20 protein-coding genes are annotated in these 25,024 nt (G+C 54.9%); 10 read left to right on the top strand and 10 right to left on the bottom strand.

Annotated elements, in window-relative coordinates:
* Positions 1–88: 88 nt before the first annotated feature.
* Positions 89–1,213, top strand: coding sequence for a peptide chain release factor 2 (gene prfB / locus AB9F26_RS15810; protein WP_369768441.1), 1,125 nt, complete (start codon positions 89–91; stop codon positions 1,211–1,213).
* A 70-nt stretch (positions 1,214–1,283) separates the two neighbouring features.
* On the opposite strand, the gene AB9F26_RS15805 is transcribed toward prfB, so the two are convergent.
* The 4 genes from AB9F26_RS15805 to AB9F26_RS15790 all read right to left on the bottom strand — a co-directional run bounded on the left by AB9F26_RS15805 (position 1,284) and on the right by AB9F26_RS15790 (position 4,582).
* A complete protein-coding gene (locus AB9F26_RS15805; RefSeq protein ID WP_039002093.1) occupies positions 1,284–1,796 on the bottom strand; it encodes a polymer-forming cytoskeletal protein in 513 nt (170 codons plus the stop codon).
* Positions 1,786–3,105 (bottom strand): DUF5930 domain-containing protein, encoded by a 1,320-nt coding sequence (locus tag AB9F26_RS15800; RefSeq protein ID WP_369768439.1) that lies wholly within the window; start codon positions 3,103–3,105, stop codon positions 1,786–1,788. The genes AB9F26_RS15805 and AB9F26_RS15800 overlap by 11 nt, the downstream gene beginning before the upstream one ends.
* 173 nt (positions 3,106–3,278) lie before the next feature.
* On the bottom strand, positions 3,279–4,097 hold the full coding sequence (locus tag AB9F26_RS15795; RefSeq protein ID WP_335584225.1) for a ferritin-like domain-containing protein: 819 nt from the start codon (positions 4,095–4,097) through the stop codon (positions 3,279–3,281).
* Complete coding sequence (locus tag AB9F26_RS15790; protein ID WP_369768437.1) at positions 4,094–4,582, bottom strand: peroxiredoxin; 489 nt, start codon at positions 4,580–4,582, stop codon at positions 4,094–4,096. The genes AB9F26_RS15795 and AB9F26_RS15790 overlap by 4 nt, the downstream gene beginning before the upstream one ends.
* Before the next feature lie 179 nt (positions 4,583–4,761).
* Between AB9F26_RS15790 and AB9F26_RS15785 the strand changes: the two genes are divergently transcribed.
* From AB9F26_RS15785 to uvrA, 6 genes are all read left to right on the top strand, one after another.
* Positions 4,762–7,977, top strand: coding sequence for a hypothetical protein (locus tag AB9F26_RS15785; protein ID WP_369768435.1), 3,216 nt, complete (start codon positions 4,762–4,764; stop codon positions 7,975–7,977).
* Positions 7,978–8,050: 73 nt separating this feature from the next.
* The gene (gene queA, locus AB9F26_RS15780) at positions 8,051–9,097 is read left to right on the top strand and encodes a tRNA preQ1(34) S-adenosylmethionine ribosyltransferase-isomerase QueA (protein WP_369757909.1); all 1,047 of its coding nucleotides are present in this window, start codon (positions 8,051–8,053) and stop codon (positions 9,095–9,097) included.
* A 122-nt stretch (positions 9,098–9,219) separates the two neighbouring features.
* A complete protein-coding gene (locus AB9F26_RS15775; protein WP_039002097.1) occupies positions 9,220–10,491 on the top strand; it encodes an MFS transporter in 1,272 nt (423 codons plus the stop codon).
* Positions 10,492–10,568: 77 nt separating this feature from the next.
* Entirely contained in the window at positions 10,569–11,141 is a 573-nt protein-coding gene (locus AB9F26_RS15770; protein WP_335584222.1) for a DUF924 family protein, read from the top strand.
* A gap of 119 nt (positions 11,142–11,260) precedes the next feature.
* Entirely contained in the window at positions 11,261–12,652 is a 1,392-nt protein-coding gene (gene lpdA, locus AB9F26_RS15765) for a dihydrolipoyl dehydrogenase (protein ID WP_335584221.1), read from the top strand.
* 170 nt (positions 12,653–12,822) lie between these two features.
* Positions 12,823–15,684: an excinuclease ABC subunit UvrA gene (uvrA, locus tag AB9F26_RS15760; protein WP_335584220.1), complete on the top strand. Its 2,862-nt coding sequence runs from the start codon at positions 12,823–12,825 to the stop codon at positions 15,682–15,684.
* 57 nt (positions 15,685–15,741) lie between these two features.
* Here the strand turns inward: uvrA and mmsB are convergent, their stop codons facing one another.
* The 4 genes from mmsB to AB9F26_RS15740 form a co-directional block, all read right to left on the bottom strand.
* Positions 15,742–16,617: a 3-hydroxyisobutyrate dehydrogenase gene (gene mmsB / locus AB9F26_RS15755; protein WP_335584219.1), complete on the bottom strand. Its 876-nt coding sequence runs from the start codon at positions 16,615–16,617 to the stop codon at positions 15,742–15,744.
* A complete protein-coding gene (locus AB9F26_RS15750) occupies positions 16,614–17,666 on the bottom strand; it encodes an enoyl-CoA hydratase/isomerase family protein (protein ID WP_369756029.1) in 1,053 nt (350 codons plus the stop codon). Before AB9F26_RS15750 ends, mmsB begins: the two co-directional genes overlap by 4 nt.
* A complete protein-coding gene (locus AB9F26_RS15745) occupies positions 17,663–18,811 on the bottom strand; it encodes an acyl-CoA dehydrogenase family protein (RefSeq protein ID WP_369768433.1) in 1,149 nt (382 codons plus the stop codon). Before AB9F26_RS15745 ends, AB9F26_RS15750 begins: the two co-directional genes overlap by 4 nt.
* A 118-nt stretch (positions 18,812–18,929) precedes the next feature.
* The gene (locus tag AB9F26_RS15740; protein ID WP_369768431.1) at positions 18,930–20,429 is read right to left on the bottom strand and encodes a CoA-acylating methylmalonate-semialdehyde dehydrogenase; all 1,500 of its coding nucleotides are present in this window, start codon (positions 20,427–20,429) and stop codon (positions 18,930–18,932) included.
* A 111-nt stretch (positions 20,430–20,540) separates the two neighbouring features.
* Between AB9F26_RS15740 and AB9F26_RS15735 the strand changes: the two genes are divergently transcribed.
* The 3 genes from AB9F26_RS15735 to coaD all read left to right on the top strand — a co-directional run bounded on the left by AB9F26_RS15735 (position 20,541) and on the right by coaD (position 22,511).
* Positions 20,541–21,431 carry a LysR family transcriptional regulator gene (locus AB9F26_RS15735; protein ID WP_369768497.1) on the top strand — a complete coding sequence of 297 codons (891 nt, stop codon included), beginning with the start codon at positions 20,541–20,543 and terminating at the stop codon, positions 21,429–21,431.
* Between the two features lie 60 nt (positions 21,432–21,491).
* Positions 21,492–21,926 (top strand): CBS domain-containing protein, encoded by a 435-nt coding sequence (locus tag AB9F26_RS15730; protein WP_335584215.1) that lies wholly within the window; start codon positions 21,492–21,494, stop codon positions 21,924–21,926.
* 96 nt (positions 21,927–22,022) lie between these two features.
* A complete protein-coding gene (gene coaD, locus AB9F26_RS15725; protein ID WP_039002106.1) occupies positions 22,023–22,511 on the top strand; it encodes a pantetheine-phosphate adenylyltransferase in 489 nt (162 codons plus the stop codon).
* Between the two features lie 81 nt (positions 22,512–22,592).
* Here the strand turns inward: coaD and gap (AB9F26_RS15720) are convergent, their stop codons facing one another.
* Both gap (AB9F26_RS15720) and gap (AB9F26_RS15715) read right to left on the bottom strand, forming a co-directional pair.
* A complete protein-coding gene (gene gap, locus AB9F26_RS15720; protein ID WP_335584214.1) occupies positions 22,593–23,597 on the bottom strand; it encodes a type I glyceraldehyde-3-phosphate dehydrogenase in 1,005 nt (334 codons plus the stop codon).
* 303 nt (positions 23,598–23,900) lie between these two features.
* Positions 23,901–24,905, bottom strand: a complete 1,005-nt coding sequence (gene gap / locus AB9F26_RS15715; protein WP_335584213.1) for a type I glyceraldehyde-3-phosphate dehydrogenase — start codon at positions 24,903–24,905, stop codon at positions 23,901–23,903.
* Positions 24,906–25,024: the final 119 nt, after the last annotated feature.

The following is a 25,024-nucleotide window of genomic DNA, read 5'->3' as shown; positions in this document are numbered from 1 at the left end:
GCGCGTGGTAGGCGGGGCAAGCGCCCTTGTTTCACCGCGCGCCGTTTGATACCACCACCCACAAAACCTCTCATCCAAAGGATGCACCATGCGGGCCGAAGTCCAAAACTCTGTTGCTGCGATCGAAAAATCTCTTGACCTGTTGAAGCAACGGTTGGGGTGGGAAACATCTGCGCATCGGTTGGAAGAATTCAACGCGCGCACCGAGGACCCCGAACTTTGGAATGATCCTGCTGCTGCGCAAAAACTGATGCGGGATAGGCAGATGTTGATTGACGCATTGGCGACGTTTGACGGCATACAACAGGAGTTGTCGGACGGCATTGAGTTGATCGAAATGGGCGAAGTGGAAGAGGACTTAGAGGTCGTGAAAGAGGCCGAAGACGGCTTGTTCGCGCTTGAGAAAGTGGCGGCCCAGAAGGAGCTTGAAGCGCTCTTGGATGGTGAGGCCGATGGCAACGATACCTTCCTTGAGATCAACTCTGGTGCAGGTGGCACCGAGAGCTGTGATTGGGCCAATATGTTGGCGCGGATGTATGTGCGTTGGGCCGAGAAGAAGGGCTACAAGGTTGAGCTGCAAAGTGAGACGGCAGGCGAGGAAGCGGGCATTAAATCCGCGGCCTATAAGATCACCGGCGTGAATGCTTATGGCTGGCTGAAGTCCGAAAGCGGCGTGCATCGGTTGGTGCGGATTTCGCCGTTTGATAGTGCTGCCAAACGGCACACGTCGTTTACCTCGATCAAGGTTTATCCCGTGGTGGATGACAACATCGAGATTGAGGTAAACCCTGCCGATATTCGCATTGATACTTATCGCTCGTCAGGGGCAGGCGGGCAGCACGTTAATACGACGGACTCCGCCGTTCGGATCACCCACGCGCCCACGGGGATTGTGGTGACGAGCTCGGAGAAATCCCAACACCAGAACCGTGAAATCGCGATGAAGGCGTTGAAATCGCGGCTGTATCAAATGGAGTTGGATAAGCGCAGCGCGCTGGTGAACGAAGCGCATGAAAGTGCGGGCGACGCGGGCTGGGGCAATCAAATCCGCAGCTATGTATTGCAGCCGTATCAGATGGTCAAAGACCTGCGCACGAATTATGAGACCAGCGACACCAAGGGTGTTTTGGACGGCGATTTGGACGGGTTTATGGCCGCAACCTTGGCGTTGAATGTGGCGGGAAAATCGCGTTCAGAGGCACAGGGCGACTAGGCTTTTCGGCCATTAGATATGTAAAAGGCCGCCCAATCAGGCGGCCTTTGTTGTTTGGAAGTTTTGTGGCTTAAGCAGGTTTAGCGGCTGGAATAGCGGGGGTTGTTGGAGCCGCAATCGCTTTTTGCGCTGAGCCTGTTGACAAAGGATCGTCCTGACGTTGAACGGAGCCTTCAAAATGCGCGCCGCTTTCGATGGCGATGGTTTTGTGAATGATGTCGCCTTCAACGCGCGCCGTGGAGGTAAGGCGGACTTTCAAGCCACGCACACGGCCAACAACGCGGCCATTAACCACAACGTCATCCGCAACAACTTCGCCGCGCACGGTGGCCCCTTCGCCAACGGTCAGCAAATGAGCACGAATGTCGCCATCAATGACGCCTTCGATTTGGATATCGCCTGTGGTGCGCAGATTGCCTGTGATTGTGAGGTCAGACGACAGAACAGACGCAGGCGGCTTTGGTTTTGGGGCAGATGGCTTGAATTCGCCTGTTGGCTTCTGAGTGGAAGCATCCAGATTTAAAGTTTCGGGTTCACCAGCTTTTTTTGGGGCCGGATCATTGATTCTGCTTTTAGAAAACATCACTTGCTGCCTTGATAAATTTCATCGGGTTAACAGGTTTACCGCCAACGTGTACTTCGTAATGAAGATGCGTTCCGGTCGACCGTCCTGTACTCCCCATAGCACCTAATTGGTCGCCGCGCGAGACCCTTTGGCCCTTGGAAACGTTGATTTTGGACATATGGGCGTAGTAGGTGACGATGCCAAACTCGTGTTGGACCTTGACCAATTTGCCAAAGCCCGAGAGCCAGCCTGCGGAAATCACCACGCCGTCGCCTGTGGTGTAGATTGGTGTGCCATAGGAGGCGGCGAAATCGGTGCCGTTATGCATGCGACCCCAGCGTGGGCCAAAACCGGAGGTGAAGCGGAACGCCGATTTGAGGGGCAGGGCGAAGGGGGCTTTTGTGGCGGCGATCCGGTAGATATTGATGTCGTCCATGGAGCGCAAAATCGTATTGGCGCGCAGGCTGTCCGCGTCGGGACGTTCGCCTTTGGTCGAGAAAGTGAGGGGCGTTAGTGGCCCGCCTTGCCCAGTATAGCCGGAGCGAATTTGATCAATCATGCGATCAGGAGACAGGCCCGCGTCGCGAAACATTTTGTCCATTGGCGCAAGCGACACAGAAACGGCATCTTCAAGCTGGCTGAAAATTTTGTCATTACGCTGTTGGGTCAGGAGAGCTTCGAATTCCAAATCCTCGATGGTTGCCTGCGCCGTGGATGCGGACACCACGATCTCGTCGCGCTCATCTGCGGCATCATCAAGGGCGGCGGTTAAGAAATCGACGGTGCCTGTGATGTCTTCAAGCGCGCCTTCGGAGGGGGTAAACGCCTCTCCTTCGGCCAGCTTAATGTTTAAGTCTTCGGTCTCACGACGCGCGTTATCGCGTTCATGGATCGCGGTGCGCAGGGTCGTTTGAATGACATCAACACCGGTTTCAAGCTCAAGACGGCGGTCCTCAAGAGCAAGGAGTTCCGACTGCATTGTGGAGATCTGATCGAGCGCCGCACTGAAACGGTTTTGCGCATCAAGGGCGTCTTGGGTGCGATTGTCGCGTTCTTGGGAAAGGGCGTTGAGGCGGGCCTCGTAGAGGTATTGTTCACGATCAGCTTGGTCGCGGACCGACCCAGAGCCGATACTATTCATAAAGAGAACTGAGGACGCGATGATCGTCCAGGCGATCACACTCGCCGACCCAAGAAGGGCCACAGCTTGGGTCGTTGGCGAGAGCCGGACAAACCGTGTTTCAGTGTCAGATTTTAGGAAAAGCCGCCGTTCGGGAAGCCTTTTTTCAAATGCTGAATTAATCTTGGATGATAGACGTGCTCGCAAAACGAAATCCTGTAACTGCCCCAAATGCGTGACGTGTCATTTTCCCCAAATCGGCGTCACCTGAGTGGGTTAACTGTTCGCACCCTCTGGATCAAGATTTTTTGCTATATCTGGTTTAGTAGACTGAAAAAACGGCGAAATTTCGCCTATTTTGTGGGCACTCAAGTCTCGATTTAAGCGTCTTTAATCTCTGTTAACGGCCAATAGAAATCCGGCGGAATACCCGCTTCGGCCCGTTTTTCTTCGTTAAATGGGGGACGTAGGGTTGAATGGAAGTATTTGCGCACGAGGGTATGGAAGACTGGTTTCGGGTCAAGATTGTGGCGCCCGCACAGGAAGTGAAACCATTTGCTGCCGTAGGCCACATGGCCGACTTCTTCGCCATAGATCACCTCCAGCGCCTCAATGGTTTGCGTGTCTTTGGCCTGTTTGAATATTTTGATCATGCCGGGCGTGACATCAAGGCCACGCGCCTCCAACACCATGGGCACAACGGCCAAACGGCCCATCAAATCCTCCGCCGTGTCCTCGGCGGCTTGCCACATGCCAGCGTGGGCAGGCAGGGCGCCATAATGGCTTCCATGCGCTTCAAGACAGTCGGCCATCAGGTTGAAATGTTTGGATTCTTCGTCTGCGGCCTTGACCCAATCATCGTAGTATCCATCGGGCATTTCAACGTGGCCAAAGCGGGCCAGAAGGTCCCAATGAAGATCGACCGCGTTGAGTTCGATATGGGCAACCGCATGTAGAATCGCGATCCGCCCCTCGGGGGTTCCGGGCTTGCGCCGTGGCACATCACGGGGATTAAGAAGGGCGGGTTCGCTTGGGCGCGCAGGGTGCATGGGGGGATTTGCGGTGCCGGTTTCAGGCGCATTTCCCGCAAGGCGCGCCGCAGCCCATTCGGCAGCATAGCGGCGGGACAGCGCGGTTTTTGCGCGCCCATCGGCGGTGCTTAGGACGTCGGTGGCCATTTCAGCGAGCGTTTTGCTCATCCGTTAACCTCGGTTAACACGGCGTCCAAAACCTCTTGCGCGTGGTCCGGCACCTTAACTTTGCGCCATTCGCGTAGAATTTTTCCAGTGCCTGAAATTAAGAAGGTGCTGCGCTCAATGCCCCAGAACACCTTGCCATACATGGATTTTTCGCGCCAAACGCCATAATCTTGGCACATCTGCGTGTCTTCATCACAGATCAAAGGAACAGAGAGCGATTGTTTGGAGATAAAGTTTTCATGCTTTTTTAGGCTGTCTGCGGAAACGCCGAATACCTGTGCGCCCGCGGCCGCGAATTGAGGGAGAAGCGACGTGAAATCAATGGCTTCTATGGTGCATCCTGCGGTACTATCGCGAGGATAGAAGAATAGAACAACAGGGCTTGGGCGCAGTTCTGATAGGGTAACTTCGCCTTGCTGGGTAGCGGAAACGAAGGGTTTCGTGAAGTCAGGGGCGTTGGTCATTGCGAGGGGGCTATTTTGCATTTCTTGTCTCCAAAGGGAATCGTCCCTGTTGTAACCTGTTTTGCGGCAAGGTAAAATTCGTGAAACGAGCGGGCGTTAACCTTGGTTAATTGCCGCCACATGAGGGTAGTGCGATCAAAGAACCGAAACAACGACGTCCCCTTAAAAAGCATCACAAAATCGGGTTGGCCACGCTCCTGATGATCTTTGCTGCCGTCGCTATGACGTTTGGGCTGACATTTTGGGCGTTGAAGCGCGGGATAAACGCCCCCGTTTGGATGATCGAACAGCTTGAAACCCGTCTGAATGCGAATGTTATTCAAGGGGTTGTGGCGGTGGGCGGCGTCCGTGTGGAACTGCTGGACGGGTTGGCGCCCGATATTGTTTTTACCGATGTGGTCTACCTCACAGAGGACGGCCGTCCGATGGCGCAAGTTGATCGCGTGCACGCGGTTTTTGCCGAGTCGCCGATGTTTTCGCCCGAGTTGCTCCCGCGCCGCGTCGCGCTTTCTGGGGCGAAGGTTGTTTTGCGACGGGACCGCAATGGCGCGTTCAACCTTCAGTTTGGGGGCGAGAATGCCTTTGCCGCATCGGGCGATTTTAAGGACGTCATTCGCGAGCTTAAGTCTTTGTTTGAATTTCCATTTTTGTCAGAAGTGGAAGATGTTTCGGTCAAGGATTTCGACTTTGAATTGATCGATGATTTTAGCGGTAGAACGTGGAATGTGAGCGAAGCCGCGCTGGTTATGAACCTTGCAGGCGGGCAAATTGACATCATTTCCAGCCTAGCGATTGCGCGCGAAAATAGCGCGCCTGCAACGATGGCATTCTCGCTTTCTGCGCCCAAATCTGGTTTGGCGGCCCAAGCGATGATCAATGTTCAAAACGTGCGGGCGCGCGATGTGGCGTTGCAATCGCCTGCGCTGTCGTGGCTCGGCGTTTTGGAAGCGCCGATTTCTGGAGCGTTGCGGACGGAACTTTTGGATGATGGTTCGCTTGGCGATTTGAACGGCACTTTGGAAATTGGCGCGGGCGCATTGCAGCCAACTCCGACCGCGCATCCCATCCCCTTTAGCGAGGCAAAAGCATACTTTTCCTATGACCCAAAGCGGGCCAAAATCAGTTTTGATCTCTTGCAAGCGAAGAGTGATGCGGGGGAAGTTTTGGCCGAGGGGTTTTCCTATTTGCAGGATTGGGACGGCGCGCGACCAGGCGCGATGGTCACGCAATTGCAGTTTTCAAAAGTGGTCGCCAATCCGGGAAATCTGATGCCGGAACCTGCGGTTTTTGACGGCGGCGCGCTTGATTTTCGCCTAAAACTTGATCCGTTCGTCGCAACCATTGGACAGCTTTCCCTGACCACAGACGCGCGGAAATTCCTTTTTGATGGCGAGATTTCAGCTCCCGAAGGCGACTGGGACGTGCGGGTAAACACGCGTTTGAATACGATCGATCACGACAGCCTTTTGGCGCTTTGGCCCGTTAAGGTCGCGCCGCGCACGCGGAAATGGCTCATGGAAAACGTCACGGGGGGACTGATTTACAACGTGGTCGCCGCCATTCGTAAAACGCCGGGAGAGCAGCTTCGCGCGTCGCTTGGCTATGAGTTTTCTGACGCCACTGTGCGCTATTTGAAAACCTTTCCGCCCGTAAAAGGCGGGAATGGTTATGTCTCACTGACCGGCAAGACGATGACGATTGCCGTCAACGAGGGGCATGTTTTGGTGCCCAATGCGGGAAGTCTGGATGTGGCGGGCACGGTCATTTCAATGCCTGATGTGACCCTGCGCCCCGCACCGATGGAAATTGAAATGCTGGCCCGCGGAGAGATTTCGACGGCGCTGTCGCTGTTGGATCTGGAGCCGTTTCGCTTTGTGAGTAAATCCGGCCAGAACGTTGAAATCGCGCAAGGAACGGCGGATATCTTGGCGAAGTTCAGCTTTGATATCGTCAAAAAGGTACAGCTCAAAGACGTGACCTATGATGTGACGGGCAAGCTGCTGGACGTGACGTCGACCCGTATTGTGCCGTCAAAAATACTAACCTCAGAGCAGTTGGATTTGCATGTGACGCCCGAGTCGCTTCGCATTTCGGGGCCGGGGCGGATTGGCACGGAAACCGATAAAGTTGCCTTTAATGTTGTGTGGGAGCAGCTTTTTGGCCCTGAGCATAAAGGGAACTCCAAGGTTACCGGAGACATCGAAATTTCGCAGGAATTTGTGCGCGCGTTTGGCCTTGGCTTGCCGAGGAACATGCTCTCGGGAGCGGGGATTGCGCAGATTGAAATCGACATGCAAAAAGACACGCCACCGCGCTTTTCTATGACCTCTGATTTAAATCGCTTGGGGATCAGTTTGCCCGAAATTGGCTGGAGTAATCCCAAGAATTCAACGGGGACACTTGCGGTTTCTGGCGTGCTGGGCGGCCCCGCACAGGTTGAGTCCCTTGAGCTTACGGCCAGTGGTTTGACGGCGAGGGGCAAGATTGAAATGTCGCCAAATGGCGGGTTGAAAAGCGCGCGGTTTGATAAGGTGCGCCTTGGAAAAGGGTTGGATGTCGGGGTTAACGTTGTTGGGCGCGGGGCTGGGCGCAATCCCGAAATTAGCGTTGTAAACGGGACCGTTGATCTGCGAAGCTTCAAGCTTCCTTCGGGAAGTGGCGGCGGGAGTGGTGGGGCGGCGACGCCGTTGACACTGCGACTTGATCGCCTGGTTTTGTCGAACACCCTGTCGTTGACCGACTTTAAGGGCGATTTCTCGACCGGATCGGGAATCACGGGGAAATACACGGGTTTGGTGAATGGTCAGGCGGCGGTTTCGGGGACGCTTGCGCCGTCTGGAAGTGGAACGGCAATTCGGATGCGCTCCTCGGATGCGGGGGCGGTATTGCGCGCGGCGGGTCTTTATAAAAATGGCCATTCGGGGGCGATGGATTTGGTTTTGGCCCCGCGCGGGCCTGCGGGGCATTATTCGGGTCGCCTTGTTGCGAATGATTTGCGCATCCGGAATGCACCTGGGATGGCGTCGCTGCTTGGGGCGATTAGTGTCGTTGGGTTGCTGGACCAGTTGGAGGATTCAGGTCTGCTGTTCAACGAGGTTGTCGCGGAATTTGTCCTGACACCAGAACGACTTACCCTTATGAAAAGCAGCGCGGTTGGCGCCTCCATGGGCATTTCTTTGTCGGGGGCGTATGAATTTGGCTCACAACGCATTGCCATGAAGGGCGTGTTAAGTCCGCTTTATGTGCTCAATGGGATTGGGTCTATTTTCACTCAGAAAGGCGAGGGCCTCTTTGGCTTCAATTTCTCAATGACGGGGACGGCCACCGCACCCAAAATAAGCGTCAATCCCTTCTCGATCCTCACACCGGGGATGTTTCGCGATATTTTCAACGGACCGCCGCCTAAGGCTGAGTAGGTCGGCGCGTGATTCTGCTGGGCAATCCGATATCAAGGTAGTAAACCGCGCAATTCCAAAGCTGGGGACCGCCATGAAACTGTCTGATTTTGATTTTGACCTTCCCGAAGATCGCATTGCGGTGCGCCCTGCGGTGCCGCGCGAGGCCGCACGGCTTTTGGTGGCGCAAGGGACGGGGATTGCCGATTTGCATGTCGCGGATTTGCTCGATCAATTTCGCGCAGGCGACCGTCTGGTTTTGAATGATACCAAGGTTATTCCTGCGCGCCTGTTTGGCACCCGCGCCCGTGATGGGGTAGAGGGGCTGACGCAGGCCAAAATTGACGTGACCCTGCTTGCGCCGCGCGGCGATGGCAATTGGTTGGCATTGGTTAAGCCGTTGAGAAAGATCAAAGAAGACGAGATCGTTGTGTTTACGGACGGGCTTTCGGCACGCCTGATTGCCAAGGAAGAAGGTGCGGCGATTTTGGCGTTTAACCTTGAAGGACGCGTGTTTGATGAGGCGTTGGAGGCCGCTGGTGCGATGCCATTGCCGCCCTATATTGCCGCGAAACGCCCCGCCGACGCGCAGGATCACTTGGATTATCAAACGGTTTTTGCCCGTCATAAGGGGGCTGTTGCCGCACCGACCGCGTCGCTGCATTTAACGACAGAGATGCTGGAGGCATTAGCGAAAAAGGGCGTGGATGTAACCTATGTGACGTTGCACGTTGGCGCAGGCACGTTTTTGCCCGTCAAGGTTGACGATATTTCCGATCATAAAATGCATGCGGAGTGGGGCGAAGTGACGGCGCAAGCCGTGGCGGAAATTGCGGCCACCAAGGCGGCGGGGCATCGGGTTATTCCGGTTGGTACCACGGCTTTGCGGTTGATCGAAACGGCGGCGCGCGCGGGGGAACTCTCGCCTTGGGTTGGCCCAACGGATATTTTCATCACGCCCGGATTTGAGTTTCGCGTGGCGGATGGGTTGATGACGAATTTCCACCTGCCGAAATCGACTTTGATGATGCTGGTGTCGGCGTTTTTAACCCCAAAAGCCATTCGCGACATCTATGAGCATGCAATCGCCGAGGGGTATCGCTTTTTCTCCTATGGCGACAGTTCGCTCTTGTGGCGCTGACGTTTCTCAACGAAGACGGATGCTTCATAGTTCGACCGTTCTAGACTCTCTAATGTCGTTTTTGTCGCACTAACTTCATTGGCTGCACATATACGTAGCCGAGATTAGAATAGGAGAAACGCATGTTTCAAGTCTTGGGTAGTAGCTGGGCGCTGCTTTTGGGGATGATGTTGTTGATGGTCGGCAACGGTCTTCAAGGCACCCTTTTGGGCGTGCGTGGCGGGATGGAAAATTTCTCGACCTTCTCGATGTCGATCATCATGTCCGCCTACTTCCTCGGCTTCTTGGGCGGGTCAAGAATGGCGCCGTGGATGATCCGTCGGGTTGGGCATGTGCGGGTTTTTGCGGCCTTGGGCTCGTTTATTTCTGCGGTTTTGATCCTGTATCCAACGGTGCCACATCCTGCGGCGTGGACCATCGGACGTGTGGTCATCGGTTTCTGTTTCTCGGGGGTTTATGTGACGGCGGAAAGCTGGCTCAACAATTCTGCCAGCAATGAAAACCGCGGCAAGGCCTTGAGCCTTTATATGATGGTGCAAATGTTCGGGATTGTCGCCGCGCAGGGCTTGCTCGCGTTTGGGGAGCCTTCAGGGTACATCCTTTTTGTGATCCCATCGGTGCTCGTTTCGATTTCGTTTGCGCCCATTCTTTTGTCAATCAGCCCAACCCCCGCTTTTGAGCGCACCAAGCCCTTGTCCCTCTTAGCTCTGTGGAATATTTCTCCCCTTGGCTGTGTCGGTATGTTTTTGTTGGGCGGCGTCTTTGCGGCGCAATTCGGGATGTCAGCGGTTTGGGGCTTTCAGGCCGGTCTAAGTATTAAAGAGATCTCGTTTTTCGTCGCTTCGGTCTATGTGGGGGCGTTGGTTTTGCAGTACCCCATTGGGTGGGTTTCCGACAAAATGGATCGTCGTCGCCTCATTTTGATTGTTGCCTTTATGGGCGGAACTGCGGCGGTTTGCGGGTATTTCTCAGGCGATAACTTCGTTCTATTGACCATCGCGGGCGCTTTGATCGGGGGAACTTCAAATCCGCTTTATGCGCTGCTGATCGCTTATACCAACGACTTTTTGGAGCACGAAGACATGGCCGCGGCCTCTGGCGGGCTGCTTTTTGTCAACGGAGTGGGGGCCATTTCTGGTCCGCTTATCGTGGGTTGGATCATGGGCGCGATTGGCCCGTCGGGGTATTTTGCCTATCTCGCAGTCCTGATGTTAGGCCTTTCTGCATACGCAGCTTGGCGGATGACGCGCCGTCCGAGTTCCCATTTGGAGGGCACGGGCCACTACACGCCGGTTTTCTACTCGGCAAGCCCTGTTGCGGTGGAATTAGCCCAAGAAGTGTTCATTGAGACAGCATTGCGCGAAGAAGAAGAGGCTGAACGCTCAGTATCGTAGTTTTGGCTTGCGTAATGTAGACAGGTTTGCAACGCTTAGGGCTCGGGGGACTGGTTCAAAGCAATGGAGGTTTTACCATGCTGAGCTCTGAAGAAGTACTGGCCTTTTGGCTTGACGACATTGGCCCAGAGGGCTGGTATGCGGGTGGCGATGAGTTGGATGTGAGCATTCGTGATTTCGCCCTTGAAGCTTGGGAGTCTGCGATGAACGGCGGACTTGGGCTTTGGCTTACCTATCCGACGGGCGCCTTGGCTTATGTCATTCTAACCGATCAGTTTTCGCGCAATATGTTTCGCGGAACGGCAAAGGCTTTTGCCTCGGATCGGTACGCGCATGCAGCAGCAAAACGTGCGATTGACCGCAAGTGGGATTTGAAAATTAACGAACCCGCGCGCCAGTTTATGTATATGCCCCTGATGCATTCGGAATGCCTGACTGATCAAGACCGCTGTGTGCGGTTGATGGCGGAACGGATGCCCGAAACGGGTGGCACACAATTGTTGCATGCAAAAGCACATCGTGAAGTCATTCGTCGCTTTGGCCGATTCCCATTCCGCAACCTCGCGTTGGACCGTCCAGAATTCAAACAGGAAGCAATCTTCCTTGAGCAGGGTGGTTATTCCTCGGCTGTGGAAGCGGTAAGCGCTTGATTTGACGGGGCTTTGATACAGTTAACCCTCTGCGTTTGTACGGCGCGGAGTTGGGAGTATTGATGTGTTTTGGAAAATAGTTTAGCGTTGAACTACATTTTAAAACGGAGTGACCCCACATGTCTTCTAAGTCTTTTGATATCGTTGTTATTGGCTCTGGTCCGGGTGGGTATGTCGCCGCAATCCGTGCCGCGCAACTTGGCCTCAATGTGGGACTTGTTGAACGTGAAAATCTCGGTGGGATTTGCCTGAACTGGGGCTGTATCCCGACAAAAGCTTTGCTGCGCTCAAGCGAGATTTTCCACCAAATGGAACGGGCCAAGGAATATGGCCTGTCCGCCGAGAAAATCGGCTTTGATCTTAAGGCAATAGTTAAACGCTCGCGTGGCGTGGCGGGCCAGATGGCTGCTGGCGTTAAAGGCTTGATGAAAAAGAACAAAATTACCGTTGTGATGGGCGAAGCGACGCTCTCCAAAGGTAAAGTCATCGTGAAAACCGAAGCGGGCAACGAAGAATTGGTCGCCAAAAATATCATCATTGCGACAGGCGCGCGGGCGCGTGAATTGCCAGGCTTAGAGGCTGACGGCGATCTGGTTTGGACCTACCGCCATGCCCTTGATCCGGTGCGGATGCCCAAGAAGCTTTTGGTCATTGGGTCGGGTGCGATCGGCATTGAGTTTGCAAGCTTTTACAACACGTTGGGCGCGGAAACTACGGTTGTCGAAGTGATGGATCGCGTGTTGCCCGTTGAAGATAAAGACATCTCGGCCTTTGCGAAAAAGCAATTCGTAAAGCAGGGCATGAACATCATGGAAAAAGCCATGGTCAAAAAACTTGATCGCGGCAAAGGCACCGTGACCGCCCATATCGAAGTCGGCGGCAAGATTGAGAAACACACGTTTGATACGGTGATTTCCGCGGTGGGTATCGTCGGAAACGTCGAAAACCTTGGTCTTGAAGACGCGGGCATCAAAGTTGATCGCACCCACATCGTGACCGACGAATATTGCCGTACCGGCGTTGAGGGCGTGTTCGCGATTGGCGATGTCGCAGGCGCCCCTTGGTTGGCGCATAAAGCGAGCCACGAAGGCGTTATGGTCGCCGAATTGATCGCGGGCAAAAAAGTGCATTCGATCAAACCCGAGAGCATCGCGGGCTGTACCTATTGCCATCCACAGGTCGCCAGCGTGGGTTATACCGAAGATAAGGCAAAAGAGCTTGGCTATGACGTCAAAGTTGGCAAATTCCCATTTGTTGGCAACGGTAAAGCGGTCGCATTGGGCGAGGCGCAAGGGCTGGTAAAAACCGTATTTGATGCGAAAACGGGCGAACTTCTGGGCGCGCATATGGTGGGGGCCGAGGTGACGGAACTGATCCAAGGCTATGTCATTGGACGCACGCTTGAGACCACGGAAGAAGAATTGATGAACACGGTCTTCCCGCATCCGACCCTAAGCGAAATGATGCACGAAAGTGTGCTCGCCGCCTATGGGCGTGCCATCCATATCTAGCGAGTGGTTTAAATTTTAAAGACAAAGGGCCGGGGGATTACCTCCGGCCTTTTGAGCTTTGTGGTGCAAATCCTATGTTTTTGCGAGTTTCGTTCGCCTTCTGTTCTCAAAGCCTCTTGGAACCGGCGCAACTTTGCCCTATCTCTTAAACAAGTCTTAAGAGGTGGATCATGGCCGAGCAGAAATACATCGAAGTTCGCGGTGCGCGCGAACATAATTTGAAGTCAATTGATGTCGACATCCCACGGGATCAACTGGTTGTAATTACTGGTCTTTCTGGGTCTGGAAAGTCGAGCCTCGCCTTTGATACGGTCTATGCTGAAGGGCAGCGCCGCTATGTCGAATCGCTCTCGGCCTATGCGCGGCAGTTCCTTGATATGATGGAAAAACCGGATGTGGATCACATTTCCGGACTGTCCCCCGCTATTTCCATTGAGCAAAAGACCACAAGTAAAAATCCGCGCTCCACTGTCGGGACCGTGACGGAAATTTACGACTATATGCGCCTGCTCTTTGCGCGCGCTGGGACACCGTATTCTCCAACAACTGGCCTGCCGATTGAAGCACAGCAAGTGCAAGATATGGTCGACCGTGTGATGACCATGGAAGAGGGGACGCGTGGCTATCTTTTGGCACCGATTGTGCGTGACCGTAAAGGCGAATATCGCAAAGAATTCCTCGACTTACGCAAGCAGGGCTTTCAACGCGTGAAGGTTGACGGCGAATTTTATGAACTCGATGAACCACCGAAGTTGGACAAGAAATATCGCCATGATATCGATGTGGTTGTCGACCGTTTGGTCGTGCGCGAAGGCATGGAAACCCGACTCGCAGACAGCCTGCGCACGGCCCTTGATTTGGCCGACGGCATCGCCATTTTGGAAACCGTGCCTGCCGAGGGGTTAGAGCCAGAGCGCCACACCTTTAGCGAGAAATTCGCCTGTCCCGTGTCGGGCTTCACCATTCCCGAGATAGAGCCACGGCTTTTTTCCTTCAACACGCCGTTTGGGGCCTGTCCGACCTGTGACGGGTTGGGGATGGAGCTGTTTTTTGACGAACGTTTGGTGGTGCCTGATAGCACGTTGAAGGTTTACGACGGCGCACTTGCCCCTTGGCGCAAAGGGAAATCGCCCTATTTCCTTCAAACGATCGAGGCCATCGCCAAACACTACGAGTTTGACAAAAACATCGCGTGGAAGAACCTGCCTGAGAAGGCGCAGCAGGTGTTTTTATTCGGCTCTGGCAAAGAGGAAATCCCCTTCCGCTATGACGAAGGTGGTCGCGTTTATGAGGTTACCCGTACTTTTGAGGGCGTGATTCCAAATATGGAACGCCGCTATCGCGAAACCGATTCCAACTGGATTCGTGAAGAATTTGAACGCTATCAAAACAATCGGCCTTGTGGGGCATGCGGGGGATTCCGCCTGCGGGAAGAGGCTCTGGCGGTCAAAATTGGGGGCGCACACATTGGGCAAGTCGTTCAGATGTCGATCCGCGAGGCCTTTGCATGGTGCGAGGACGTTCCTGCGTCTCTTTCGAAGCAGAAAAACGAGATCGCACGGGCGATCTTGAAGGAAGTGCGCGAACGGCTTGGGTTTCTCAACAATGTTGGGCTGGATTACCTCACTTTGAGCCGCAATTCCGGCACGTTAAGTGGCGGGGAAAGCCAGCGTATTCGCCTTGCCAGTCAGATCGGGAGTGGGTTGACTGGGGTGCTTTATGTGTTGGATGAGCCTTCAATTGGGCTGCATCAGCGCGACAACGGGCGCTTGCTAACGACGCTTAAAAACCTGCGAGATCAAGGGAATACCGTGATTGTCGTGGAGCATGACGAGGAAGCCGTGCGCGAGGCCGATTACGTGTTCGATATTGGTCCTGGGGCGGGGATTCACGGCGGACGTGTTGTGGCCGAAGGGACGCCTGCGGAGATCATCGCCAACGCAGCCTCTCTGACAGGGCAGTATCTTTCGGGAACGCGCGAAATTCCAATTCCAGCAGTCCGACGCAAGGGAAGTGGCAAGAAAATTAAGGTCGTTAAGGCCACGGGGAACAACCTCAAAAGTGTGACAGCCGAGTTCCCGTTGGGAATGTTTGTCTGTGTCACCGGCGTGTCGGGCGGCGGTAAATCGACACTGACGATCGAGACCTTGTTCAAGACGGCCAGCATGCGTTTGAATGGCGCGCGCCAGACGCCCGCACCTTGTGAAACGATCCAAGGGTTGGAGCATTTGGATAAGGTGATCGACATTGATCAACGGGCAATTGGCCGTACGCCGCGCTCAAATCCGGCGACTTATACGGGGGCGTTTACGCCGATCCGCGATTGGTTTGCGGGGCTGCCCGAGTCGAAAACACGTGGGTATAAGCCGGGACGGTTTAGCTTTAACGTGAAGGGTGGACGTTGTGAGGCCTGTCAGGGGGACGGGTTGATCAAGATCGAGATGCACTTTTTGCCCGATGTTTACGTCACCTGCGAGACCTGTCAGGGCGCGCGGTATAATCGCGAAACGCTGGAAGTTAAGTTTAAAGGCAAGAGCATAGCGGACGTTCTTGATATGACGGTTGAGGACGCGCAGACGTTTTTCCAAGCGGTTCCGCCCATTCGCGACAAGATGGATGCGCTGGTGCGTGTGGGGCTGGGCTATATCAAGGTCGGCCAGCAGGCGACGACTCTTTCGGGCGGCGAGGCGCAACGGGTGAAGCTATCTAAGGAACTGGCTAAACGCTCGACGGGACGCACGCTTTATATTCTGGATGAGCCGACGACGGGACTGCATTTTGAGGACGTGCGCAAACTGCTTGAAGTGCTGCATGAGTTGGTGGATCAGGGCAATTCGGTTGTGGTGATTGAGCATAATCTCGACGTGGTGAAAACGGCGGATTACATCATTGATATCGGGCCTGAAGGCGGCGATGGCGGGGGTGAAATTGTGGCCAAGGGGACGCCGGAGAAGGTTGCCCAAGTTGAGGCGAGTTATACGGGGCAGTACCTAAAGCCGATGCTTGAAAAGCGCAAAGTTGCAGCCGAATAGGCAAGGGGCCGATGACGAGGGCATCGAGCCCTCGACATCGGCGGCGCTTAGGCGAGGTTAGCTCGTGCGGCCACGTTTTTCAAAGCGCGGCAACATAGCGGAGAAATCTTGGCCGCGACCGCCTTCATTTTCGACGAATTCCGCATAGAGCGCCTTGGCGAGGGCGCCCATCGGGGTGTCGGCGTCGATATTTTCGGCGGCTTGTTGGGAGAGGCCCAAATCCTTGAGCATCAGTTCCGCTGCAAAGCCAGGTTTATAACCGTTGTCGGCGGGGCTTTGGGGGCCAATACCAGGCGCGGGGCAATAGGTGTTCATGGACCAACTTGAGCCGGAAGAAGTACTGACCACATCGAACATTTTTTGCCGATCGAGACCCAATTTGTCAGCCATTGCAAAGGCTTCGCAGGTGGCAATCATGGTCACGCCGAGGATCATGTTGTTGCAGATTTTGGCGGATTGACCCGCGCCTGACTCGCCACAATGCACCGCTTTTTGGCCCATGATATTAAAGAGGGGGGCTACCATTGCAAAGCCCTCGTCTGTGCCGCCAGCCATGAAGGTGAGCGTGCCCGCTGAGGCACCTCCGATGCCGCCGGAGACGGGTGCATCGACGGCCAAGAGGCCTGCCGCTTGGGCTTGATCGGCGACGGCGCGCGCACTTTCGACATCCACGGTGGAGCAATCAAGAAAGCAGCTGCCTTGGGCCATGGCGGGGATGATTTCCGCGGCAACAGAGCGCAGAATTGCGCCGTTGGGCAGCATGGTGATGACGACGTCGGCACCTTGAGCGGCGGCTAGCGCATTGTCAGCTTTTGCGACGCCTTCAGGGCAAGGGGTGACCAGATCAAAACCGGTAACGTCGTGGCCCGCTGCGGATAAATTGGCAGCCATGGGACCGCCCATGTTGCCTAGTCCGATAAATCCGATTTTCATAGGTTAGCCTCGCTATCTTTGGTGAATTTGTCGCGGCCCAGTGGCATCAAAAGCTGTGAAACGAGCATCGGGGGGACGGCTTGGGCGTCGGCGTGTTGCCACTTCGGGGCGTTGTCTTTGTCGATTATTCGGGCCCGCACGCCTTCGAGGAAATCGGAGTCTGTGATCGCGCGGTGGGTGAAGCGATATTCCAGTTCCAGCACGTTCCAAATTGTGTGATTGGTACGGCGCTGACGGTGGATCAGTTCGGTCGTGGCGCACATTGAGAGGGGCGAATTTCCTGCGATGATTTTGAAGGATTTCTGGGTGAATTCAGTGTCTTCGGATAAAAGGCTGCGGAGGATATCGCCCATGGTTTCGCCGCCAAAATGGGCATCGATATCGCGTGCCATCGCTTTGAATTTGCCTTCGGGGGCTGACTCAAATGCTGCCTCAACCAGTGTGTAGTCGCCGGATTCTGCGAGGCGTTCGATCAGGGCGGGCCAGTTTTTGCGCGGAATGTATCCATCGGCAAAGCCAGCGTAAATTGCGTCAGCGGGGCCCATACGTGCACCCGTTGCGCCGAGGTATTCGCCAAGGCGACCGGGGGCTTGGCCGAGGAGCCAGCTTCCGCCGACGTCAGGCACCAAACCGATGACGGATTCGGGCATGGAAATTTGGGTGGATTCGCAAACGACGCGGTGGGAGGCGTGGCAGCCAAGGCCGACGCCACCACCCATGACATAACCGTGCATGAGGCTGATCAGGGGTTTAGGGTATTCGAAAAGTTCGGCGTTTATTTGGTACTCATTGCGCCAGAAGGTTTGGGCCTTTTCGACTTGGTCGCTGGTGCCCCAGTTGTAGATTTCGGCGACGTCGCCGCCAGCACAGAAAGCCTTGTCGCCCGCAGCATCTAGAACCACCAGCGCGATACTGTCGTCCTTAGCCCATGCCCGCATGACGGGGGCGAATTCTGCGAGCATATCGGCAGAGAGGGCGTTCAAAGCTTCGGGTCGGTTCAGGGTGATGTGGCCGATTTTGCCCACCACGCGTGCATGAATGAGGCTCATGAGTTGCGCTCCGTCAGAAGGGCGCGGGCGACGATCATGCGCATAATTTCATTGGTCCCTTCGAGGATTTCATGCACGCGCAGGTCGCGCACAATTTTCTCGATGCCATAGTCGGAAAGATATCCATAGCCGCCGTGAAGTTGCAGACATTGGTTGGCGGTTTTGCTGCCTACTTCGGTTACAAACCGCTTGGCCATGGCGCAGAATTTCGTGGCATCGGGCGCGCCTTGGTCGAGTTTCCACGCGGCTTGGCGCAGGAAAATACGGGCTGCTTGCATCTCGATTTCCATGTCCGCGAGGCGAAATTGCAGGGCTTGAAATTGATCGATCGGTTTACCGAAAGCCTTGCGTTCGCCCATATATTGCAGGGTAGATGTAAGGGCAGTTTGCGCCGCGCCAAGGGAGCAGGCGGAAATGTTCAAACGACCACCATCAAGCCCCGCCATCGCATATGTGAAACCTTTGCCGCGCTCACCGAGCAGATTTTCGGCGGGAATGTTGCAATTGTCCAACTGCACTTGGCGGGTGGGTTGGCTTCTCCAGCCCATTTTTTCCTCTAGGGCACCGAAACTTAACCCCTCGGTGCCATCCTCAACAATCATTGCGGAAATGCCCTTGGGGCCGTCACCGTCGCTGCGGGCCATGACGATAAAGGCGTCGGCATAGCCACCGCCCGAAATGAAGGCTTTGGTGCCGGTGAGGGAAAATCCATCGGCGGTTTCGACCGCGCGGGTTTTGAGCGCGGCGGCGTCGGACCCTGAGGCGGGTTCTGTGAGGCAATAAGCGAACACGCGTTCCATGGAAATTGCGGAGGGGAGGTATTTTTCGCGCAGTTCTTCAGAGCCGAATTTGTCGATCATCGCGGCGCACATATTGTGGATCGAGAGCATCGCTGCAACTGAGGGGCAGGCCGCCGAAAGGGCCTCAAACACCAAGGTCGCGTCGAGGCGGGACAGGCCGGTGCCGTCGTTTTCTTCGCGAACGTACAAGCCACCAAAACCGAGTTCGGCCAGTTCGGGCCAAAGGGATTTCGGGATGTCTCCTGCGGCCTCCCATTCGCGCGCAAAGGGCGCGATGCGCTCTTGGCCAAAGGCATAGGCCATCTCAAATATTGTCGATTGCTCGTCCGTCAAAGCAAAATCCATGGGGTTTCCTCCGTACCGCTTGAATTGAACGCTTGTTTAGTTTTTCAATGTTGCAAGAGTATTGCAAGGTCAATCGTCGCAAGAAAAAGGCCGGCGATTGCGCGCCGGCCTCTGTGATTTAATCGAACGCTTTGAAGTTGAATTCGCCGCCTTCTTTGAGGCCTGAGGGCCAGCGCGAAGTCACCGTTTTGGTGCGCGTGTAGAACTTGAACGAGTCAGTCCCGTGTTGGTTCAAATCGCCAAAGCCGGATTTTTTCCAGCCGCCAAAGGTGTGGTAGGCGAGCGGCACAGGGATTGGCACGTTGATGCCGACCATGCCGATGTTGATGCGGTGCGCAAAGTCACGCGCCGTGTCGCCATCGCGGGTAAAGATCGCGGTGCCGTTGCCGTATTCGTGGTCCATGGCAAGGCCGAGAGCCTCTTCATAGGACGCCGCACGAACGGTGCAAAGCACGGGGCCGAAGATCTCTTTTTTGTAGATGTCCATGTCGGGTGTGACGTGGTCAAAGAGGTGGGGGCCGACGAAAAATCCGTTTTCGTAGCCTTGCAGCGAGAAGCCACGGCCATCAACCGCGAGGGTCGCGCCTTGGGCAATACCCGATTCCACGAGGGCTTCGATATTGGCTTTGGCGGCGGCAGTAACAACAGGACCGTAATCAACGTCATCGCCTGATGTGTAGGGTCCAACTTTGAGGGCCTCGATGCGGGGGATCAGTTTTTCGATGAGTTTATCTGCGGTTTCTTCGCCCACGGGAACAGCCACGGAAATCGCCATGCAGCGTTCGCCAGCCGCGCCAAAACCAGCGCCGATCAGGGCGTCGGCAGCTTGGTCAAGGTCAGCATCAGGCATGATGATCATGTGGTTTTTCGCGCCGCCAAAACACTGAACGCGTTTGCCGTTGGCACAGCCGCGCGAGTAGATGTAGGAGGCGATTGGGGTGGAACCAACGAAGCCAATGGCTTGGACGGTTTCATTGTCGAGGATAGCATCGACGGATTCTTTGTCGCCGTTGACGACCTGAAGGATGCCGTCAGGAAGGCCTGCTTCTTGGAATATTTCAGCAAGCATCAAAGGCACGGATGGGTCGCGCTCGGAAGGCTTGAGGATGAACGCATTCCCACACGCAAGGGCGGGGCCCATTTTCCAGAGCGGGATCATGGCGGGGAAGTTGAAAGGGGTGATGCCTGCAACAACACCAAGAGCTTGGCGCATGGAGTACATGTCGATACCAGGGCCAGCGGCGTCGGTGAAATCACCTTTGAGGAGGTGCGGTGCGCCGATGCAGAACTCGATAACTTCGAGGCCGCGTTGCACGTCGCCTTTGGCGTCAACGAAGGTTTTGCCGTGCTCGCGCGAAAGGGCTTCGGCGAGTTTATCCATGTCGCGGTTGATCAGGCCAACGGCCGCCATCATCACACGTGCGCGGCGTTGTGGGTTGGTCGCGGCCCATTTTGGCTGCGCGGCAGCGGCGGAAGCAACAGCGGCATCAAGTTCGGCTTTGGAGGCCAAAGGAACTTTGGCTTGAACTTCGCCAGTCGCAGGGTTGAAGACATCGGCAAAACGTCCTGATGTACCTTTGACGTGTTTGCCGTCGATGAAATGGGTGAGTTCGTTCATGGGGGCTCCTTGTTTTACGTTACCTGTAACTTAGTCTTGCATTAATGCGAAATATATAGGTATTTATCCAAAGAGGTTTTGCATTTTTATAGGTATCGGGGCGGCATGGAAATTAAGTGGGACGACTTGCGGATTTTCCTCTCAGTGGCGCGCAGCGAGAGCATTTCGGGGGCGGGGAAAAGCCTGCGGATTGATGCGGCGACGGTCGGACGCAGGATTGCGCGACTTGAGCGCGACCTCGAAACGCCGCTGTTTGCGAAATCCCCGCAAGGGTATGCGCTGACGGATGCGGGGCAACGTTTGGTGGACCACGCGGCGCAAGCAGAGCAATCCGTGGGGGCGGCGGTCGCGGACTTGCGCGGCGCGGCGCAGGGCTTGTCGGGGGTGATCCGCATTGGCGCGCCTGATGGCTGTGCGAATTATTTGTTACCCCAGATTTGTGCGCAGATATGTGCGGATCATCCGGGTTTGGATGTTCAAATCGTGGCTTTGCCGCGGGTGTTTAACCTTTCTAAACGCGAAGCGGATATGGCGATTACGGTAAGTCCCCCAACGGCGGGGCGGCTAACGGTTCAGAAACTTTCGGATTATCACCTGCATTTGGCGGGCAGTGAGACCTATCTTGCGGCCCATCCCAAGGTTGAAGAATTGAAGGATATCAAAGGGCATCGGATGATCGGCTATATTCCGGATATGATTTTTGACAAGGAACTCGACTATCTGGCCGAAGCAGGCGCCGAGCGCGTGACGCTGGGATCAAATTCGGTGTCGGTGCAGTTTAATTGGGTGCGCACGGGGGGCGGCCTTGGGATTGTGCATGATTTTGCCATCCCCTCGGCGCCGCATGTGCGAAAAATTCTCACCGATCATATTTCGTTAACGAGAAGTTTTTATTTGGTCCGCCATATTGATGATCGGCGCGTCACGCGGCTCAATACGTTTGCTGATTTACTGTCCCAAGGGGTGCGTCGAGAAATTGCGCATCTTGAAGCGCAATCTTGACAGCGCGTGAATTGGAAGCGAACGTGAGATTATATAATTTAACTTTAGGAGGTGCTGCCCATGCTCGTACAACAGATTTTGAAATCCAAGGCGACGGATGGCGTGATTACCCTCACTGTGGACGCTACATTGAGTGAGGCCGCAGCGCTTTTGTCGTCCAAGAAAATCGGGACGATTGTGGTTTCTAACGATGGTAAATCCGCCGATGGGATTCTTTCGGAGCGCGATATCGTGCGCGAATTGGGGCGGCGCGGTGCCGGATGTATGACGGACAAGCTCGAAGACGTGATGACCAAAAAGCTGGTGACCTGTACGTTGACGGATCGCGTTGACGATATTTTGCAAAGTATGACAGACGGGCGTTTTCGCCACATGCCAGTGTTGGAGAATGGCGAACTTGTAGGGCTTATTTCGATCGGTGACGTTGTAAAGGCCAAGCTCGCGGAGCTTTCGATGGAAAAAGACGCGCTTCAAGGGATGATTATGGGGCATTAGCCTTGCAAAGAAAAAGGGGTGCAAGTCGGTTGAGGGCTTGCATTCCGTGGCGCAATAATGTTGCGTGCCCAAAACATTGGCAATGGAGGGCCGCACATGCGGATTGGTCTTTACCCCGGAACTTTTGACCCGATTACCTATGGGCATATTGATATTATTCGACGTGCGAGTGCATTGGTTGATCGGCTGGTCATCGGGGTTGCAATCAACCGCGACAAGGGGCCGTTGTTTGACTTGAACGAACGGGTCGCGATGATCGAGGCGGAATGCGCGCCATTGGCCAAGGAGGTCGGCATCGAGATTGTGGTGCATCCGTTTGAAAATCTGTTGATTAAATGCGCAAATGACGTGAATGCGCAGATTATAGTGCGCGGCCTTCGCGCGGTGGCCGATTTTGAATATGAGTATCAAATGGTCGGGATGAACCGCGCCTTGGACAGCCGAATTGAAACGGTCTTCCTGATGGCAGACGCCAAACATCAAGCAATTGCCAGCAAGCTGGTGAAAGAGATCGCGCGGCTTGATGGCGATGTGAGCAAATTCGTAACCCCCGCCGTGAATGCGGCGTTGCTGGCGAAGTATTAAGTTTTAAATATTTGTTTTATAAAGAAAAAAAAGCCGCCCTTTAAGGCGGCTTTTTGTGTTTGGATTCTCAGCACGACGTGCTTAGATAAGTTTGCCCATCGCAACGGCCGTGTCTGCCATACGATTTGAGAAACCCCATTCGTTGTCATACCAAGTGAGGATGCGGCAGAGGTTGCCGTCCATAACTTTGGTTTGATCGGTCGCGAAGATCGAGGAACGTGGGTCGTGGTTGAAGTCCATCGACACGAGTTTCTCGTCGGTGACGCCAAGGATCCCTTTGAGGGGACCAGAGGCCGCCGCTGCGGAAATCGCGGCGTTGATTTCTTCGACCGTTGTGTCGCGTTTGGCTTCAAATGTGAGGTCAACAACCGAAACATTCGGCGTTGGAACACGGATCGCAACCCCATCAAGGATGCCGTTCAATTCTGGAAGCACGAGGCCCACAGCTTTGGCAGCGCCGGTCGACGTTGGGATCATGTTACAAGCTGCGGCGCGAGCGCGGTACAGATCGCTGTGCATCGTGTCGAGTGTGGGTTGATCGCCCGTATAGCTGTGGATCGTCGTCATGAAACCACGTTTAATGCCGATAGCATCGTTCAACACCTTCGCAACGGGCGCAAGACAGTTGGTCGTGCAGGACGCGTTGGAAACGATGATGTCGTCTGCGGTAAGAACACCATCGTTCACACCATAAACGATTGTTTTATCGGCACCTGCGGAGGGGGCGGAAACCAGAACGCGGCTCGCGCCGTTTTCAAGGTGTATCGCTGCTTTGTCGCGCGCGGTAAAGATACCGGTACATTCCAGAACGATATCCACGTGTCCCCACGGCAATTCGGCGGGGTTACGGATCGCGGTAACTTCAATCGGGCCACGGCCAACGTCGATGGTGGAGCCTGTGGTTTTTACGTCATGGGGGAAGCGTCCGTGAACCGTGTCGTAGCGCAAAAGATGGGCGTTTGTTTCGACAGGTCCAAGATCATTGATCGCGACAACTTCGATATCAGTGCGGCCGGATTCGATGATTGCGCGCAGGACATTGCGCCCAATCCGTCCAAAACCGTTGATCGCTACTTTTACAGACATGTGTGAGTCTCCTTGGACATCAAATCAAGTGAGTGGGGGCCACGTGTGTGTTAACGCTAACAAGCTTCTGTTGCAAGTGACGCCCTGCAAAATGCGGTGAGAATATTGTGATGTATACGCTGTCAGCGCCAGAAGGCGATGTAATCCGTTAATTCCCAAAATTTTTGGCAAAGCACAATCGTCATGGCCCAGTCGAAAAAAGTATAATCGACGGCCAGAAAAATAAAAATACAGACGCCGAGGCTGATTGCGAGGGTGTTGTTCATAGGTCTCCGGCTCGTCTGCGCCAGAAATGACGCCTGTTTAGTGCAACAGACGCCCCATTGCCGCCGCGACATCGGCCATACGGCAGGAGAATCCCCATTCGTTATCGTACCAAGCAAGCACACGCACAAGGCGTTTGCCCACTACTTTTGTTTGGTCTGGGGCAAAGATAGACGAATGTGGGGTGTGATTGAAGTCGATAGAAACTTTTTGTTCGGGGTCATAAGCGAGGACCGCGCCCATATGGCCATTGGCGGCGGCGGCGACGATTTCGTTGATATCGTCGGCGGTCACGTCTTTTTCCGCGACGAAAGTAAGGTCGATGGCGGAGACATTGGGCGTGGGTACGCGCATGGAGGTGCCGTCGAGTTTGCCGTCGAGTTCTGGGAGGACGAGGCCTAGGGCCTTTGCGGCACCCGTGGAGGTCGGAATCATCGACATGGCGGCGGCGCGGGCGCGATAAAGGTCGGGGTGGCGACGATCAAGGGTGGGTTGGTCGCCTGTGTAGCTGTGGATTGTGGTCATGATGCCGCTTTCGATTCCCACCGCGTCATTGAGGACTTTGGCGAGAGGGGCGAGGCAGTTGGTGGTGCAGGACCCGTTGGAAACAATCGTGTCTTGGGGCAGCAGGTCGCGATGGTTGACACCATACACAACCGTACGGGCGACGTTGGTGGCGGGGGCGGAAATTAGCACGCGTTTTGCGCCTTGTTTCAGGTGGATGGCGGATTTCTCGCCATCGTTGAAATTGCCGGTGCATTCCAGCACGACGTCGCATCCCGACCAGTCAAGCTCGCTTGGGTCATAGGAACTCATGACATCCATTGGGCCACGGCCTAAATCCATGGTCGAACCGTCAACGCGCACGTCATTGGCAAACCGTCCATGGACGGAGTCGTATTTGAGCAAGTGGGCGTTGGTTTCGATGGGGCCTGTGGCGTTGATTTTTACGACTTGGACATCGTTGCGTCCGCTTTCGGCAATATGGGCAAGAGTGCAGCGGCCAATGCGGCCAAATCCGTTAATCCCGAGTGTCACGGTCATAATATTATCCTCTGGCAGCGTCCTTCAGGGGCCTCTGACGGTTTGGCTGCTAGGGGAGTTATACAGGACGGGCTTGCCTCGGATAAAGCACTATAACGCTTTAATTGCAGCATGTTAGC

The organism is Falsihalocynthiibacter sp. BN13B15 (genome assembly GCF_041205415.1).
Taxonomy (GTDB): Bacteria; Pseudomonadota; Alphaproteobacteria; order Rhodobacterales; family Rhodobacteraceae; genus Falsihalocynthiibacter; species Falsihalocynthiibacter arcticus.
This window is presented reverse-complemented; position numbering and strand designations above follow the sequence as displayed.